This is a genomic window from Phosphitispora fastidiosa (assembly GCF_019008365.1).
GTDB lineage: Bacteria > Bacillota > Thermincolia > Thermincolales > UBA2595 > Phosphitispora > Phosphitispora fastidiosa.
In genome coordinates this window covers 1-17,139 of record NZ_JAHHUL010000027.1, presented here as the reverse complement: position 1 = coordinate 17,139, position 17,139 = coordinate 1, and the positions used below count along the sequence as shown (strand labels likewise).

The window sequence follows — 17,139 nt, the reverse complement described above, 5'->3', positions numbered from 1 at the left end:
TGAAAATAATTTCCTTAATAAAAATAAAGAACGGCCGCCATCGTTTTACTGCGGTCGTCCTTAGCTTCATCCTTATAACCCGTCTTATTATTTTGGGCCGGTCCCTGTTTTCAACTGACCAGTTCTTCAAAATCGTCTTCAGAAATCACCTTCACCCCGAGGGCTGTCGCTTTATCCAGCTTGGAACCTGCTTCTCTGCCTGCCAGCACATAATCGGTCTTTTTGCTGACACTGGAGCTGACCTTTCCGCCCAGGTTCTCAATGATGTTCTGCGCCTCTTTGCGGGTATATCTCTCTAGGGTCCCGGTCAGCACAAAGGTTTTTCCGTCAAAAAGCCGTTCCCCTGCCTGCGGGGTTTCCTGGGTAAAGTTAACCCCGGCTGCCTTTAATCTGTCCAGCAGCTGCAGTTTAACCGGTTCCCTGAAATAAGCCGCAATACTCTCAGCCATCTTGGGTCCAATCTCGGGAACTGTAGTCAGTTCCTCAACCTCTGCCTCCTGCAGGCGGGCTATGGAACTAAAGTGGGCCGCCAGTATCTTCCCGGTCCTGGCCCCGACATGGCGAATCCCCAGGGCAAATATTAGCTGGGCCAAGTCCTTGTGCTTGCTTTTTTCAATGGCATTCAGGAGGTTATCCACAGACTTCTTCCCCATGCGTTCCAGGCCAAGCAGGTCCTCGGCTTTCAGGTAATACAGGTCAGCAGCATCCCGGATCAGTCCCGCACCTAGCAGCTGGTCAATCACCGCCGGTCCCAGGCCCTCGATATCCATGGCATCCCTGGATACAAAGTGAATCAGGCCTTCCCGTTCCCGGCCCGGACAGATTTCATTGGGACAGCGCACCGCAACCTCACCCTCTGCCCGCTGGGCGTCTGTCCGGCATACCGGGCATGCCCCGGGCATATGAAACTCCTTTTCACTGCCCGTCCTTTTGTCTTTGATTACCCGGACCACTTCCGGGATGACATCACCGGCCTTGTGGATGACCACATGGTCTCCTATTCTGATATCCTTTTCCCGGATAATGTCAATATTATGCAGAGTGGCGCTGCTTATAGTGGACCCGGCAACCCTGACAGGTTCAAGAGACGCTGTCGGGGTAAGCACCCCTGTCCGGCCCACCCTGACATAGATATCCCTGACAACAGTTTCCGCTTCCTCTGCGGGGAATTTGTAAGCTATAGCCCACCTGGGGCTCTTACTGGTAGTCCCCAGTTCGGTCTGCAAGGCCAGGTCGTTTACCTTAACAACCATGCCGTCGATTTCATATGGGAGGTCATGCCGTTTATCGGCCCACTCCCTGCAGTATTCAATAACCGGTTCAATATCACTAAAGACCCTGACATTCGGGTTAACTTTTAAACCCAGTTCCCGAAGCGCCTGCAGCCCTTCCCGGTGACCTGCTGCGGTCATCCCGGAAACGCGGCCAATACCATAAAGGAAGGCATCCAGGGCCCGGGACGCGGTAACCCGGGGGTCAAGCTGCCTCAGTGACCCGGCAGCGGCATTGCGCGGGTTGGCAAAAGTCGGCAGTCCGGCTTCTTCCCGCTCCATATTGATGCGGGTAAACTCCTTTTTGGGCATATATGCCTCTCCCCGGACCTCTAACTGTGGCAGGAAATGCCTCAGCCTGAGGGGGATACTGTTAATGGTCTTCAGGTTCTGTGTTATATCCTCACCGGTTTCCCCGTCACCCCGGGTAGCCCCCCGGACAAAGATTCCGTTTTCGTAAAGCAGAGAGACGGCAAGCCCGTCTATTTTCAATTCAACAACATACTCAACGGGGTGACCATCCAAACCGCCCCTGACCCTGCGGTCAAAATCCCTTAAGTCCTGCTCACCAAAGGCATTGCTAAGACTCAGCATGGGAACCAGGTGACTGACTGTCTCAAACCCCGCGGCAGGTTCCCCGCCCACCCGGCGGGCCGGAGAATCAGGCAGCGCCAGGTCCGGATAAGTCTCTTCAATCCTGATGAGTTCCTGCATCAGACCATCATATTCAGCATCGGAGATTTTAGGGTGGTCCAGGACATAGTAATTATAGTTATGTTCATTCAGCATTTCCGTCAGTTTGGTAATTCTCTCTGCCGCAGCATCCCTGTCCAATCGGTCCACACTCCTTAAGGCTATACTTTCCTGAGCGGGGCATATTTTGCAATCAGTGTTTTAATCCCCAATCCCGGAAAGGCCACACTAATCTCGGCATCATCATTTTCCCCTTTTACACTAACAACTACTCCCTGTCCCCATTTGGCATGTTCAACCTTATCTCCAAGGCGGTAACTTCCTGGGACAACACTCCCCATTCCGGTTCCTCCGGAAGCGCCTGATGCGCTGCCATAACTGTTTAAGCCGCCTAACCCGGCAGACCTGCCGCCTGAACCGGCTGACCTGCTGCCCCAACGGCTTTCCTGACGGAAACCGTCCCGCGGCATACCGGTTGCTCCGGCGCCCCCGGTATCTACAGTTTCTGTCAGTCCCTCCGGTATCTCCCTAATAAACCTGGAAGGAGCGTTATGCATAAAATTCCCGTAAAGTGTGCGCTGGTTAGCATTTAACAGGTAAATCTCCTCCCGGGCCCGGGTAATCCCTACATAGCAGAGGCGGCGTTCCTCCTCAAGCTCCGCTTCTTCGCCAATTGACCGGGAATGCGGGAAAATCCCATCTTCCATACCAATCATGAAAACAACAGGAAATTCCAGGCCCTTGGCGCTGTGCAGTGTCATCAGGACAACAACATCGGTATCCTCCTTCATATTGTCAATATCAGATACCAGGGAAACCTCTGCCAGAAATTCTTCCAAAGAGCCTTCCTCCCTGCCTGAGTCGTACTCGGCGGTAACGGTAAGGAATTCCTTGATATTCTCTATTCTGGTTTCGGCCTCAACGGTTTTTTCACCCTGGAGCTCTCTCATATAACCTGATTTGTCAAGGATCTCTTTGGTCAGGTCAGTAACCGAAATCCCGTCCTTTTTTTCCCTGAATTCTTCAATAAGGCTGTAAAAGCCCTGCAGCGGCTTAACTGCCCGTGTCTGCAGTTTAGGAACCAGCTCAACCTCACTGAGGGCGCTATAAAGGCTGAGGCCATTTTCAGCGGCATATGCATAAACCCTGGCCAGGCTGGCATCCCCTATCCCGCGCCTGGGGACATTTATAATCCTCTGCAGGCCAACAGAATCTGCTGTATTGCAGACCACCTTCAGATAAGCCATGATGTCCTTAATTTCCTTGCGGTCGTAGAACTTCAAACCGCCGATAATGGTATAGGGAATATTGTTGCGCATCAGGACTTCTTCAACAACCCTGGACTGGGCGTTGGTCCTGTATAAAACCGCAAAATCGCGATAGGCCCGGTCCTGCTGGTCATGGCCTTCAACAATCTTACGGGCAGCGTAATATGCCTCCTGATGCTCATCCTGAGCAGTAAAGAGACGGACGGGTGTTCCTTCCTGATTCTCGGTCCAAAGCCGTTTCTTCTTACGGCCAATGTTGTTTCTGATCACCTCATTGGCGGCTTCCAGAATATTTTTTGTGGAGCGGTAGTTCTGCTCCAAACGCACTACCCTGGTCTCAGAATAATCACGCTCAAAGTCAAGAATGTTTTTTATGTCAGCCCCCCTGAAACGGTAAACCGACTGGTCATCATCACCCACCACACAGATATTTCGGTATTTTTCAGCCAAGAGCCTGACCAGCCTGTACTGGGCATGGTTTGTATCCTGGTATTCATCTATCAGGATGTACTTAAACCGTTCCTGGTAGCTTTCAAGAATATCGGGATATTTCTGAAACAGGATAACAGTCTTCATTATGAGGTCATCGAAATCCAGGGCATTGTTGGTATAGAGCTTTTTCTGGTAAAGCTGATACACGCTGGACACAGTCTGCTGGTAATGGTCAGCGGCCTTCTTTTCATAAGCCTCGGGCCCCGTCAGGCTGTTTTTGGCCTGACTAATACCTGCACCCACTGCCCGGGGTGGAAAACGCTTGTCATCAATATTCAGTTCCTTAAGGCACTGTTTAATCAGGGTCTGCTGGTCTGCGCTGTCATAAATGACAAAACTGGTGTCATAACCAAGGGCCCCGATTTCCTTCCTGAGGATGCGCACACAGGCTGAGTGAAAGGTACAAATCCACATATGATCAGCCTGATTTCCCAGAAGTCTCTCGACACGCTCTTTCATCTCCTGGGCTGCCTTATTGGTAAAAGTAATCGCCAGAATATTGTAGGGGGCTACCCCCTTATTCCTGATCAGATGAGCAATCCGATGGGTCAGGACCCTGGTCTTGCCGCTTCCGGCGCCGGCCAGAATAAGCAGCGGCCCGGAACAGTATTCTACGGCTTCGGCCTGTGATGGGTTAAGTTTGTGTGTTAGCTGCATTATGATCCTCCCTTAATTCTATCCCTCTTAATTCGCCCCCGACTGGAAGTTTTCCTTGTGCTTTTCCGGCATTTTCCCTCATCTGAGCAGATAGGAAATGTTCATTGAATCGAGGAATTCTTTCAGGGTCTTCCGTTCCATATAACTTTTCAAAGGTCCAAGGGCATTGTCCTCAATTGAGAAAACAACACAGCACTGGTTGTCTGCCAGGGTAGCCAGCACATGCCTGGGAGTCTTATCCGACGCATCCACAATGGCATATGGAAGTAAGGCCAACACAACATCTGCCTTCATCTGCAGCTGATTTGCGGAAAAAACCGGTTCCACACTGATAAGGAAACTGAGGTTCACCGAGGTAAGTCCTTCTTCCTTAAATATACTGTTCCATTCCCTGATAGCGCTTACAGTAATACGCCTGGCTTCATAATTGGTATAAACCTCCTGATCCGGATAATGGGACATTATTCGCTGTGCCAGTTCCATGGATTCGGGATTATTGTTGGCAAAAAACTCCCGGTGCAGTTCAAATACCTTGGGATGGTTACGCAAAATATTGCTTATTATCAGTATCTGCTCAATGTTGTCTTCAAACTTTTCCCGGTCAGCCCCGATGGTTTCTTCAATACCGGCATAAAGCGCCATTTCATCGATGACCAGCCCTCTTCTTTTCTGTTCAGCCAAAATCCATTTATGATCCAGGTATCCCTGAAGCTCGGCACCTATCAGGCCCACAACATCAGATTGAACAACCTTGATAAATCCGGGCACGTGTTTTCTCACACATATATGCAGCAGCTCATGTGACAGGGTATAATCATCGTTTACTGCCTCCGGTTTTACGTAAATGGAGTAGTCACCGGTGATCGCATCGATTGACGTTTGGATAATACTATGTAGCGACGGGTCATCCCTCAGGTACAGGTTAATGTTGTTTGGGTTAATCACACCACGGGCTTCCTCCAAAATATCCCCGATAAATTGAGATAGCTCTTTTTCATCCAACAGTACCGCATTATCAATTGGTTGCATTTGTTACATTCTCCCCCTTGTTAATATATTAAAAAATTCTAAAACGAAATTTTATTCAGGTCCAAGTTAGTCCAAGTCCAGTATAAATATATCAGAATTTTACCCTTCTGTCATTTGAGGATGTCATTTTTAGGGAAAATTTTTCTAAATTTATTCATTTTCTAAATTTATTCAAAGAATACCTTGACTCTCCGGTAAGGGGAGAAATTATAATTAACTTATGAATCAAATGTGCGCACAGGAGATTTGATATATGTACCTGGAAATCATCGGGCTGCCGAGGGAATCCTATATAGATGGGATCTGGAATAAGGAAAACCCCGAGGAATGGTTAACCGAAGTCCAGGTGCCTGTAACAACCAGGTAAAGGACCTTACTTCACGTGGAGACATATTTAAAATCACCGCCGTTTCGGTGGTGATTTTGTTTTGGCATCAAACGGTATTTCCGCCCGGGGTTCTGACCGCCCTTAAGGCTTTCTTCCCCCAAAAATAGCAAAATTCAGGCATTTCCAGTGGCAGCCCACATCCACAAAACCGGCATCATTTAACCAGTCCAGCTGGTCTCTGACTGAAGCCGGGATATCCTCAGCAAGATAGTTTTGAAACCACTTCTCATCATCTTCTCCATTGGACCTTATAAACTGCCGCCATAACCGGTGATACTGTCCCGTAATTTCAGGAGTTGCCCCCAAAACGATATCCCGGTTAAGAAAGAGTCCTCCCGGGTTCAGTCCCCGGTAAATTCTTTTATAGAGGTCAGCTTTACCCGGATTATCCAAGTGGTGAATCGCAAAACCCGATAACACAACGTCATAACCCTCACCAAAGCTGTCAGTCCCGAAATTTCCCTGTTTAAGCGTAAGGCGGTCCGAGTATCCGACCAGGTTTGTTTTACATGTTGCAAGCATGTTCTCCGCCAAATCATAAGCAGTTACCCGGATGTTGGGGAAATTACTCAACAACAGGTAAGACAATACCCCGGTTCCACATCCCAGGTCCAAAGCGCTCAATGTTTGCTCAGGCCAATGAGGCAGCAGCCCAAGCATTATATTATGCTGTTCCTTATAAAACGGTATTAATCTCAGAATTAAATCGTCATATATAGGAGCTTCTTTTTCAAAATGCTCACTGACTTGATTTAGGTCCATCATTTTTCACCTCAGTCCATTGGAATATTGCAGATTTTTAGGATTCGTCTTCCGGCCTGAATTTGGCTAATATCAATTCACTGATCCCCTTTTTAAATAAATCCGGAATAGTGCCCACCTGAATAAATCCCAATCTTTCATAGAGCTTCCTGGCTCCTTTGTTGAAGTCACTAACCAAGATGAACAACCTGCCTGATTTGGCAAAACCCATTTTCTGATAATGGTTCAATAACGCCGTGCCAACCCCTTTACCACGGCAGTCCTTTTTTACAGCAAGTATCCGGCAGTAAGGAAAGCCGTAGAAAGCACCAGATAAGGCAATCCAGATAAAACCCAGACAATTTCGATCTTTATCCAGCGCCACATATATTTCTCCCTTATTAAAACCATCTATCAGTAATTCTGCCATTTCCTCATCAGGGTGATAATAAATTTCTCCCAGTTGAGAATACTTATGGGCTTCTATACAGTCAGCCATATGTTCCAAATTCCCCTGAACTATTTTTATCTGCACTCTTGCTCCCCCTTGTCAATTGGTGACGGGCATCTGCATACTTTTATGGGGTATGATATCTATCTATCTATACTATCAGTATCAGGAGGTAATTGACATGTTTAAAAGAATCGACCATATTGCATTTATCGTGAAAGACCGTCATCATTCAATCAAGTTCTATGAAGACAATTTCGGTTTTAAAAGTTACTTTGAGCATGATGTGCCGGTCCAAATAGCGGGTATCATTTCTGCCTGTTTACGGATAATTTTGATGCAGACTATACCCGCCTGACCAAAGCAGGTGTGCATGTAGAAACAGTTCCTCATCCGACAGATGCCCGCACTCCTGATGAGAAGGGATGGAAGAGAGCTGTTTTCACAGGTCCTGATGGCGAATCTATCTAAATCAGGGGTTAAAACAGTTTACCTCCAAACAGGCAGGTCCTGCTTATCAACTAAAGATATCGCATTCTTTATGCAGCCACTGCGGCAAATGCCACACCCGTAACACTTATATGGATTGATATAGCATTTTTCATTGGATAAGGAATACTCCACAGCTCCGAATTGACAAAGCCTCTGGCAGTTACGACAGCCTGTGCATGCATTGGCATCAGTGACAGCAATGTACTCCCCTTTAAACATAATTTCAAGTAAATCCGAACTGACCTGAATCCTGTAGGCCAAACAATCATGGTCACAATTGCATATCGCTCCAATAAATGGAGTCTGAAAAGTCCATACAGAATGTACCAGGCCCTCCTGGTCAAACTTCCGTAAAAGCTCTTTTGCCTCTGCAGTCGATATAGTTTCCAAACTGGCCCGTAGATCGGAATAATCATTAATTGCACCTTCCGGGTCAATACCCAGCATCAGGCAATACCTGGCATCATTTTTACCTGTAGTAACGCTCCGGCAGACACAGGCGATTCTGGTTATGGAATGAACCATATCGATGATCCTTTCCGCATCCTCAAGAGGGACCACCTGGCCGAAGTGCCTCTTTTTCATTTCGGCAGTCCCGATTTTCCGAAAAAATCGATATACGGCTGCAGGCATCTTACTTTTGGCCCACTCCAATTTGGCCAAATTTGAGCCGGCGGTACGCTGAATATTTGGGATGAACTCTTTAATATATTTTTGACGATTGTTCCGGGCCAGCATTTCCTGTGAGTAGTTGTCCATCACCTCGTACCACTTCTTGCCCTCACCATGCTTTGTACAAAACTCACACATTTCCAGTCCTCCTAACCTGCATCCTGCTGAGCAGGGATGACTTCACAAAATCCGGAAAGATTATTGTATTTTCGGATATGACAGTAATATAATTAATTAATCCGATAGAAACAAACGAATGTTATCTTTCACCTTGAAATGAAAGGAGGAAGTTAAAAAATTGAATAAAGTTCAAAAACTACTGCTGTCTATTTTTCTGCCCCTAACGGTGGTTTTTATAGCATTAGATAATTTTTTCCCCGGAGCCGCTTTTGTAAATTATATTAAATTCGTTACCATAATCACACTTTTCCTGATATCGTTACGAATTAGTAGAAAACACCCGGAACAAAGACTGTTAACGGCGGCAATGTTTTTTGTTATGGCAGGAGACTTCTTTTTAGTCTTCTGTAAAACCTATTTTGATTCCGTAAAATTCCTGCCGCTGGGAGTTCTGAGTTTTTCAGCCGCCTATTTATTAGTCATCCTGGCCTTTCAAAAGAACTTTAGAATAAGCAGCTTCGATGCAGTTGCCGCACTGCCGATTCTGGTATTAACTATCCCGGTTGTTATTAATCTTTTCCCATTTTTAAGTGGATTTATTAAATATGGGCTGCTATTGTTTATCATTCTTCTGTGTTACTGTTCCTGGACCTGTATCTGCACAGTTAACAGAGGTTATTTTACCCCCAAAAGCTCGCGACGCATCGCCTTAGCCGGGGTTTTGATGCTGATATGTGACCTATGCATCCATATTTTAGCGAGGCCTTCGTCCCGTGGATAAAAAACATTATTTGGGGAGCCTATGTACCTGCCTGGACCCTTATTGTGGTTACTATTGCAGAAAGGGATCTGATAACCTTCCCCCCAACAAAACCTTAAAAGGTTTTACCGATAACAAAAAAAGCAGCTTTTACTTTTAACTGGTCGAGTATATCAAGCACCGCCTGTGCATTTTTAATAGGACCGTCATTAAAAGTTAAAGCTGCAATTTTCTTGTCTGTTTCCGCACTAGAAATAATACCTCCGAAAAATTGAAATATCCTCGATTTACCCCGCTTTGAAATTAGGTATTCTTTTTTTAATTAATTCAACCTGATCTTTTGGCAAAAAATCCGCATGGTCAGGAATTCTCACTCCCGAAATGTGAATACCATGTAAACATGAGGTACACCAAATGCATAAAAATCCTCTCATGGCTTTCTTTTCACCGACATATTGAAAATCGATTTTTGGCTGCCCACATGCCGGACAGTCCTGGGACTCGGTAGGGAGATTGTCTGCAATTACGCCTGCTAGTTTAAACCACATTTTTTTTGTATTCATTTTAACAATCCTTTCTTTTTCAAATTACTGAATTCTTTTTTTTCCTCTCTTAAAAATTCGTTCCTTTTATCATTTCCCCTTTAGAATTAAAGAAAATAAATTCTAATCTTTTAATCCGTGGTTAAATAATTTGCGGCGCTCTTCACTATGAATGCTGAACTCAAGGCTCCTAAAAAAGCTGCTGCTGCAGTTAAAAGAAATACCGGTGAAAACGAGCCATATGCATCTGCTATAATCCCTGCAACAACAGGGCCCAAAACCTGCCCGATGCCAAAAAACAGGGTAATAAAGCCTAATGCTGCCGGAGCCAGTTTAGGACCTAACAAATCGCCGCAGGCAGCAGACATTATCGCAGGTATACTCCAGGCCGAAATGCCATAAAGCATTGCTGTAATGGTGAAATGTATCGGAGACTTACCTATCGCAAACAGGCTGAATGCCAATCCATGAATCAGATATAAAATTACCAGGGTTTTATTACGGCCAATTTTATCTGACAGCATGCCCCATATTATTCCTGAAGCCAAGCTGAACCATCCCATTAACATGTAAAGCCTTCCCGCAGTCGTTTCCGCTAATCCGGCATCAGCTACCAAGTGTTTAACAAAAAATGTCATGAAAACGATATAGGAAAACCCAAACGCTATATACACAATGCCAAGAGACCAAACTGCAGGTGAGAAATAGACATCCCGCCAATTAACATTGTCATTCCGTAAAACATTTGGTATTACTTCATCATCACCAATCGGCTTTAATCCCATTTCCCCGGGATTGTTCCGTATAATTAAGAATGAACCTACTGCAAGTAAAAGTGTGATACTTCCAAAAACCAGCCAGCTTATCTGCCAAGCGTTTTCACCATATACACTGATAATTCTGGGAACAACAAAACCGGTAATAATTAATCCCAACGAAGATCCTGACACCGCAATGCCTGATGCTAAACCGCGTTTTTTTCTCGAAAACCAAGCCGGCCAAAGTCCCATAATTGCTATATTCACAGCGCCGCTGCCCAGTCCGGATAACCCGCTCCAGAAGGCAGCCATAAGATATGTATTGGACAGGCCCATAAAAAGCATACCTGCTCCAGCCAAAGCAAGACCTGTTGAGGCAACAATTCTTACACCATACCGCGAAGCTAAAGCGCCTCCGATTATGGCTAAAACCAAATAACCAACTAACCCCATCGTGGCTAGCAGCCCTATCTGCGCATTATCCATTCCGAGACCTGCCTGCATATTAGGGAGTATTACCGAGTAACCAAAACGGGCCAGTCCAAGGGCACCGAATATTGCAAAAGTCCCCATTATGAGTACTACCCAGCCATAATGTACAAAGCTGAAGCTTTTCTTCGTCAAAAATTTTTACCCCCAACATAATATGATTTAAACTACATTATATCATATCATATCATATCATTCTTCTTTGAAGTTTCAGCCATTATTTTGAACCTTTTAATGTTTTTTCAATAGCAGAGTTTCATCTCCATAAACCAGTGTTTTTCGTTCTATTCCATCGATAACCTTTATGTAGTCATTATTAGTTGATTTATATACTTGTTGCTCGCTCATCGAACTCTCCCTTCTTTCCCTTCAAATTGACCTAAAATTAACACGTTTACTGGCCGGTTTAGGCAACATGTCCGGCACAACTCCACTATTTTTCCAGTAATAACAAAACCTAAATCAGGAAAAATACTAATAAATAAACTATTGGGGTGATATAGGTGTTTAAAATAAAGGATAGAATCACATTAGGAATCGTAGCTGGTTTAGCAGGAAATCTGGTAAAAACTATAATCGACGAACTATCTGTCAAAAAGAATATCTCTCAACGATCATTCCGTGGCACTGCAGCGGGAGTTTGGGTCAAAAACAAAAATGAAGCAACAAACATTAAAGGTCAGTTTCTTGGAGGCTTATTAGATTTTGGAATGGGTTCTTTAGGAGGAGTCGGAACAGTATATTTGCTGTCAAAAACCGGTCGAGATAGCCTAATGACTAAGGGACTACTTTCCGGAATAACAATGGGTTCATTCATCACCTTCGCTCTTGGAGCCCTACCCCAAAATACTGTAAGGCCAAAAGACGCTGCCAGTAACCTGTCATATATGTTTAGTCACGCCGCATACGGTATGGTTACGACCTTTATTGCTGCTAAACTTGGCGATTCATCGTTATTTGACATGAAACCTGTAAATAATTACCTTCAACCAACTGTATCTACTTCTGAAGAGATAAAAACTAAAGCAAGATCAATACGCATAATCCCAAACCATCACTACAGCAAAAGAGGCTCTAAATATTCTACCTAGGACCGCTCATCTCGGCAGTGTCAAATCAAATCAGAGATTATTGGTCACAATACCCCTTTATTAAGCGTAGTATGTGAAAAAGGGGGAGTATGAATGGGAACATTGCCAGATGGCTCCGTAACCGGTAAAATCATGGGAGGAGATACCACCGCATCATTTTCGGCAGGTGTTTCATGTTTCGGCGGGCAACCATCAGGAAGTATTCAGGGTAATATCAGAACTTTTACCGGAAGAGATACCAGTAATTTCAGTTTTAGTTCAAGTAACGCCGAAATAGTGGGAACACTGTTGTCCGACAGCCTCCAGTTTGTAGAGGGCAAGTTTGTCAACGTTACTCTTAAGAAAAATAGCGCCTTGGTAAGCTCAAATTGTGTTGCCATCCTGACGGCAGAAAGGCTTACCGGTAATTCATGGGTAGGATCTCTGGCCATTATCTGTCCCGGGGGTAAAGAACTTGTTGTTTTCGGAGTCTTTACCGGGCCGGTAAGTGTACTTAAACAGGTAATATGTAAGCCCTTACTGTAAAATCAGTTATGGCAGACGGGTCTTCCCAAATGGAAGACTCTGTTTTTTTAATCAGCGCTATCATATCTTCCCGCTTTTCCTTGGTTAATTTGAACCATACCCTGAATCAGTTTTTCATTGACTATTTTCTCCAGCAATAAATCCTGCAGAGGTGGTGGAAGGTCTGAATCCCTGGTCTTGAAATAAAATTTCCGATAAGCCCGTTTTAGCTTTTTGATCTGTCTATCCGTTAGAATTCACCCTTTCTATCTGTCTGAAAATTTATGTAGGGGGAAAGTGCATGTATCGCTTTATCAAATTATATCACAAATATCCCCAGTCAAATTCTGCAAAAAAGGCCTGACTCCGATAGAATATCGGAATCACGCCTTAGCAGAAAAAAATTTTTAATTATTAATCTGTATACCCAAACCCACCGTTTTGACTACTATACTCTAGCGCCTTGAACAACATTACGGCAGCTTCCGCCTTGGTTGAAGGGTTATCTGGTTTCAGATATCCGTCCTCCCCGGAAACAATACCTAAGTTGAAGGCTTTGAAAACAGCCTGTTTAGCCCATGGGGCTATCTTATTTTCATCCTTAAATTGTTCCGGCAATTCCCCGGCTATATCCGATTCATCGCTGCCGTTAAGAGCATTAATCAGCATGACCATTATTTCCTGTTTTGTAATTACTTTATTCGGCTCAAATGTACTACCCGAACCTTTGGCTATTCCTGCCTGAACTGCTGCCTGTACGGCGTTGTAAAACCAAGCCGACTTAGGAACATCGGTAAAATCCTTGGCCGCGCCGGCGGGTGCTTCCAATCCCTTAGACGTGCCCAGCATTGTAATAAATTCGGCTCTGGTAATCGGTTTGTCAGGATAAAACTTGTTGTTGCTTCCCGAGATAATACCCCAGGCAGCAAGTGTGCGGATTTCCCGTTCAGCCCAGTGGAGTTCAATATCATCAATCTTTACAGAGTCCTCCAACTCGTAATAACTGGTCACTTTACCGGTTTTAGCATTAACCGTTTTAGGGTCTTCGGTAAATAATGCAAAAGTGAGCAGTACTTCCTGAGATGGCCTGCCGTCTTCACTCAATTTTCTTGTATATACCAGTCTCGGTTTTTCCTTGACGAGCAGTGCATCAAGCGCTGCCTGTTCAGTAATCACCGCATCGGTGGAAACAAACTGGAGATCCGAATCCCAATTTAACCAGAAACCTCTGACTTGTCCGGTATTATTATCAACCTCTATATTGATACTATTGCTGCTAAAAGAAACCCCGTTCACTACCCTTGTGAAAATGAAACTATATGACGGCAGTGTCTGGGGTTTGCCGTTTAAATAGATAATTTGTTGTCTGTTCAGGTCTTCCCGTAAATAGACATAATCAACCTTATTAGCCGCTACTTTCTTTAAGAAATTCTGGGCTATTTGCTTACATTTTGTGTAGTCATACTTCATCTGCCGGTCTTTCTGTTCTTCCCAGGGTCCGTTCCAACGGTTGTAACTGAGGAGTTCACCGGTAACCGCATTTACGGTAACATTATACGATTCATAAGGATTGTAGTCTGAGGATTCGTATTGGAAATTCCATGTTTTTTGATTGCCGCCCCCCCAACCCTCGGAATATCGGGAGGACTGCAGTTTATAGCCACCCGGAATATTTATATAATCGTCAACTTTGGCTTTTGCTTCTTCTAAGGTTAACACCTTGTCTTTTTTTTGCGGCACAGAAGGTTCTTCTTTGGCAGTTAAATAAACCTTCTGTTCAACGCTAACCTCTTTACCGTTCTGATCGATTATTTTCCCCTTCAGAGCATCGATTAACCTAGGTGGACCATACTGTGCGTCTATAGAATAACATAACTGGACGGGTTTTTTATTGGCCTTGGGGCCTGGCGGATAAAACCCGGACGTTTGGACGTAATTCAATCCCAGGCCGATTTTCTCCCTGAAGATTTTTTCGGCTTGTTCTAGTGTAATTGTATTATCTGCGGAAGGGAACTTAACCACGTCGTCCCAATTCAAATAGTAATTAGCCACCTTTCCGGTTTCAGCATTAACAGCAACGTTTATAGAGTTTTCCGGGAAGGGAACCCCATTAACCTGCCGTTCATATCTAAAACTATAGGCCCTTGAGCTGTACCCCCAATAAAGATATTCCGGGATAGGTGACTTGATTTCTTTGATTTCCTGGTATTTTTGCGGGGCCAGTTTTTGAATAAGGGTTTCGGCTATTACTTTACATTCCTCTTTGGATTTGAGCTTGGCATTAGGTTTGCCTTTGGGATCATACTCTTTTTCGTCCATATAACTGATTATTTCGCCTGTATCGGCATTAACTTCTACCCTGATAATATGAAACTTATTGTAACGTGATAAATCCCACTGAAACTCCCATGTCTTTTTGTTGCCTTGATACTCTCCTTCACGGTAAGCGATATTAACATTTTTTTGGTTGTCCGAAATCCCAAAGGCATTCTTGGCTATCTTGAGGGCTTCTTCCTGGCTGATTTTGGCAGACTCACCCTGAGCCCAAGCAGGTGAAACAATGCTGAATAATAATGTCATGATGATTGCTGCAGACAAAACTTTCCGCTTCATTCCCTACTACACCTCCAAATTTTCGGCTAAATCTACACTGTTTCGTCGTGACTTAAATGACTATTTATTTCCCTCCTTTCATCTGGAAATTAACTGAGCAACGTACTGCCCGGTCGGTATGCAGGTTTATTTTACCAACTCCGCCTTTTATTGTCAACATTAAACTATATGAACTATTTATCCGATTCATGCCGGAAATTCAAGCAAGCACCTGATCAAAGCTAATGTTTTTGGCAGACGCACAGGACTTAAAATCCTGCGGGGCTTAACTATTTTTTACTTTCTAAGCTTTATGTAATAATTCTTCTTAGCTATTTCATCTATGTTTGAATGAAGTAATTTAAATTTTTCTTTAATAGTTAAACCGGTAGAACCTTCCTTTGCTTGTTTTAAGGCCTCTTGAAGTTCGTCAATTTTTAAAACTGTTGCAGCAATGCAATAGTAACTTTTGGATCGCCCTTCATTAAATTCGTTTAACATTTCTGTTAACAATTGCTCTCTGTACAACTGTTCTTTTTCAAAGTCTTCAATCCCGTTTGCCAAAATAAAACCAATATCGTCTTCAAGCTTTTGATAACACTTGAATGAGTCAACTTTTCGGCTAAAATCTCTATGCTTTTTCCATTTCTCACACTGACCACTATCATTACAGTCCCAGCAAAATTCAACTCCTTTTTTCTTCACAGCACATGTGATAAAAGGGCATCCAACGGCAATTCTGTTCTGGCTTTTACATCCTTTGCACTTACTTATGCCGTCCGTGTGATACATAGGGCAAAGTCTGCATGAAAGGCCACATATTCCAATTTCAGGATAAGAAATTTCAATCGTAACTTTCCGAACCATTGTTTCACCATCTTTCATTCTTTATATCCCTAGTAGCACAGTTTTTCGCCGTCACGGCAGGAACGCCGGTTGCCCGAAATCTGAAGCATAAGGCTATATTGATGACTACCTTTGCTGCCGGGCTCAGAGTTGGTGAAATTGCTAATCTCAAGGTGTCTGATATTGATAGTAAGAATATGCAAATCCTTATCAGGCAGGGTAAGGGCAAGAAGGATCGCTATTCCCTGCTCTCTCCTGCTAACCTCTCTATCCTCAGGCAGTACTGGATGCAGTACCGGCCATCTCTCTGGCTTTTCCCCGGCAAGCCTGCGGACAAGCCTATCTCTATCCGGACTGTGCAGCAGGTTTTCGTTGATGCCAAGGTCAGGTCCGGAATTCAAAAGGATGTTTCTACCTGTATTTATCTTCATTTGCGCAGGATGGATGTTTTAAATGTGAAGAGCCCTCTTGATTTACTGGAGGGTGATGATAATGAGTGACCTTCAGCACATCATCCGTGAGTATGGCTCAAATTACAGGGCTCTCCACGCTCTGCCCCTGCAGCAGTTAAAAGCTGTCCATGCTATAGAGTTCTGCCGCACTTCTATGTTTGGCGGCCATGTACAAGAGTGTGATGAATGCGGCCATGTGAAAATTTCATATAATTCCTGCCGCAACAGGCACTGCCCCAAATGCCAGGGGTTAACCAAAGAAAAGTGGCTGGAGGACAGGCGTCAGGATCTGCTGCCGGTGGGATATTTTCATGTGGTTTTCACTATACCTGAAGAGCTTAATCAAATTGCTCTCAGGAATCAAAAGGAAGTGTATTCTATCCTGTTCCAGGCTGCTTCAGATACCCTGAAGGAACTTGCCTGTGATAAGAAGTATTTGGGTGCACAAATTGGCGCTACCCTTGTCCTGCATAATGTCCACTGCGTGGTTACCGGTGGCGGCCTGTCATTGGATGGCAGGCGCTGGGTTAATTCCAGGAAGAAATTCTTTATCCCGGTTAAGGTTATGGCAAAACTTTTTCGGGGCAAATTCCTTGCTTTTTTAAAACAGGCTTTTTTCTCTGACAAGCTTGTTTTCCCCGGTAAGATTGAATCTTTAGGCAGCAATGAAACGTTTAAAGCTTTTCTCAGTCCGCTTTATAAGGCGAGTTGGGTAGTCTACTGCAAGCCTCCATTTGCCGGGCCGGAGAAAGTGCTGCAATACCTGGGACAGTACACTCACAGGGTTGCTATTTCTAACAATAGAATTATTAAGGTTGAAGACAGCAAGGT

At 44.5% G+C, this 17,139-nt stretch carries 18 protein-coding genes; 7 read left to right on the top strand and 11 right to left on the bottom strand.

Features of this window, described 5'->3' with window-relative positions:
* Positions 1 to 110 precede the first annotated feature (110 nt).
* From ligA to Ga0451573_RS17825, 3 genes are all read right to left on the bottom strand, one after another.
* Positions 111 to 2,105, bottom strand: a complete 1,995-nt coding sequence (ligA, locus tag Ga0451573_RS17835; protein ID WP_269438384.1) for an NAD-dependent DNA ligase LigA — start codon at positions 2,103 to 2,105, stop codon at positions 111 to 113.
* Positions 2,106 to 2,125: 20 nt separating this feature from the next.
* The gene (pcrA, locus tag Ga0451573_RS17830; RefSeq protein WP_231685518.1) at positions 2,126 to 4,381 is read right to left on the bottom strand and encodes a DNA helicase PcrA; all 2,256 of its coding nucleotides are present in this window, start codon (positions 4,379 to 4,381) and stop codon (positions 2,126 to 2,128) included.
* Between the two features lie 78 nt (positions 4,382 to 4,459).
* Positions 4,460 to 5,410, bottom strand: a complete 951-nt coding sequence (locus Ga0451573_RS17825) for a hypothetical protein (protein WP_231685517.1) — start codon at positions 5,408 to 5,410, stop codon at positions 4,460 to 4,462.
* Positions 5,411 to 5,663: 253 nt separating this feature from the next.
* On the opposite strand from Ga0451573_RS17825, the gene Ga0451573_RS20465 reads away from it, so the two are divergent.
* Entirely contained in the window at positions 5,664 to 5,777 is a 114-nt protein-coding gene (locus Ga0451573_RS20465; RefSeq protein WP_492207359.1) for a GyrI-like domain-containing protein, read from the top strand.
* A 102-nt stretch (positions 5,778 to 5,879) separates the two neighbouring features.
* Here the strand turns inward: Ga0451573_RS20465 and Ga0451573_RS17815 are convergent, their stop codons facing one another.
* Both Ga0451573_RS17815 and Ga0451573_RS17810 read right to left on the bottom strand, forming a co-directional pair.
* Positions 5,880 to 6,563 (bottom strand): class I SAM-dependent methyltransferase, encoded by a 684-nt coding sequence (locus tag Ga0451573_RS17815; RefSeq protein ID WP_231685516.1) that lies wholly within the window; start codon positions 6,561 to 6,563, stop codon positions 5,880 to 5,882.
* Positions 6,564 to 6,597: 34 nt separating this feature from the next.
* Complete coding sequence (locus Ga0451573_RS17810) at positions 6,598 to 7,074, bottom strand: GNAT family N-acetyltransferase (protein ID WP_231685515.1); 477 nt, start codon at positions 7,072 to 7,074, stop codon at positions 6,598 to 6,600.
* A gap of 97 nt (positions 7,075 to 7,171) precedes the next feature.
* On the opposite strand from Ga0451573_RS17810, the gene Ga0451573_RS17805 reads away from it, so the two are divergent.
* Positions 7,172 to 7,348, top strand: coding sequence for a VOC family protein (locus tag Ga0451573_RS17805; RefSeq protein WP_231685514.1), 177 nt, complete (start codon positions 7,172 to 7,174; stop codon positions 7,346 to 7,348).
* Between the two features lie 131 nt (positions 7,349 to 7,479).
* On the opposite strand, the gene Ga0451573_RS17800 is transcribed toward Ga0451573_RS17805, so the two are convergent.
* The gene (locus Ga0451573_RS17800) at positions 7,480 to 8,292 is read right to left on the bottom strand and encodes a 4Fe-4S dicluster domain-containing protein (protein ID WP_231685513.1); all 813 of its coding nucleotides are present in this window, start codon (positions 8,290 to 8,292) and stop codon (positions 7,480 to 7,482) included.
* Positions 8,293 to 8,452: 160 nt separating this feature from the next.
* Between Ga0451573_RS17800 and Ga0451573_RS17795 the strand changes: the two genes are divergently transcribed.
* Entirely contained in the window at positions 8,453 to 9,055 is a 603-nt protein-coding gene (locus tag Ga0451573_RS17795; RefSeq protein WP_231685512.1) for a lysoplasmalogenase family protein, read from the top strand.
* 94 nt (positions 9,056 to 9,149) lie between these two features.
* Here the strand turns inward: Ga0451573_RS17795 and Ga0451573_RS17790 are convergent, their stop codons facing one another.
* The 3 genes from Ga0451573_RS17790 to Ga0451573_RS17780 all read right to left on the bottom strand — a co-directional run bounded on the left by Ga0451573_RS17790 (position 9,150) and on the right by Ga0451573_RS17780 (position 10,958).
* Positions 9,150 to 9,290 carry a polysaccharide deacetylase family protein gene (locus Ga0451573_RS17790; RefSeq protein WP_331459445.1) on the bottom strand — a complete coding sequence of 47 codons (141 nt, stop codon included), beginning with the start codon at positions 9,288 to 9,290 and terminating at the stop codon, positions 9,150 to 9,152.
* 31 nt (positions 9,291 to 9,321) lie between these two features.
* A complete protein-coding gene (locus Ga0451573_RS17785; protein WP_231685511.1) occupies positions 9,322 to 9,597 on the bottom strand; it encodes a hypothetical protein in 276 nt (91 codons plus the stop codon).
* 110 nt (positions 9,598 to 9,707) lie between these two features.
* Complete coding sequence (locus Ga0451573_RS17780; protein ID WP_231685510.1) at positions 9,708 to 10,958, bottom strand: MFS transporter; 1,251 nt, start codon at positions 10,956 to 10,958, stop codon at positions 9,708 to 9,710.
* Between the two features lie 368 nt (positions 10,959 to 11,326).
* Between Ga0451573_RS17780 and Ga0451573_RS17775 the strand changes: the two genes are divergently transcribed.
* Entirely contained in the window at positions 11,327 to 11,914 is a 588-nt protein-coding gene (locus Ga0451573_RS17775) for a hypothetical protein (RefSeq protein WP_231685509.1), read from the top strand.
* A 93-nt stretch (positions 11,915 to 12,007) separates the two neighbouring features.
* Positions 12,008 to 12,439 (top strand): hypothetical protein, encoded by a 432-nt coding sequence (locus Ga0451573_RS17770; RefSeq protein ID WP_231685508.1) that lies wholly within the window; start codon positions 12,008 to 12,010, stop codon positions 12,437 to 12,439.
* Positions 12,440 to 12,832: 393 nt separating this feature from the next.
* On the opposite strand, the gene Ga0451573_RS17765 is transcribed toward Ga0451573_RS17770, so the two are convergent.
* Both Ga0451573_RS17765 and Ga0451573_RS17760 read right to left on the bottom strand, forming a co-directional pair.
* Positions 12,833 to 15,031, bottom strand: a complete 2,199-nt coding sequence (locus Ga0451573_RS17765) for an S-layer homology domain-containing protein (RefSeq protein ID WP_231685507.1) — start codon at positions 15,029 to 15,031, stop codon at positions 12,833 to 12,835.
* 276 nt (positions 15,032 to 15,307) lie between these two features.
* Complete coding sequence (locus Ga0451573_RS17760; RefSeq protein ID WP_231685506.1) at positions 15,308 to 15,895, bottom strand: DUF3795 domain-containing protein; 588 nt, start codon at positions 15,893 to 15,895, stop codon at positions 15,308 to 15,310.
* Here Ga0451573_RS17760 and Ga0451573_RS17755 point away from each other — a divergent pair.
* Together Ga0451573_RS17755 and Ga0451573_RS17750 are read left to right on the top strand one after the other, a co-directional pair.
* Positions 15,877 to 16,356 (top strand): tyrosine-type recombinase/integrase, encoded by a 480-nt coding sequence (locus Ga0451573_RS17755; RefSeq protein WP_269438383.1) that lies wholly within the window; start codon positions 15,877 to 15,879, stop codon positions 16,354 to 16,356. The two genes, Ga0451573_RS17760 and Ga0451573_RS17755, sit on opposite strands and share 19 nt — an antisense overlap.
* A partial coding sequence (locus Ga0451573_RS17750; RefSeq protein ID WP_231685504.1) for an IS91 family transposase occupies positions 16,349 to 17,139 on the top strand: 791 nt, incomplete at its 3' end. The genes Ga0451573_RS17755 and Ga0451573_RS17750, both read left to right, overlap by 8 nt.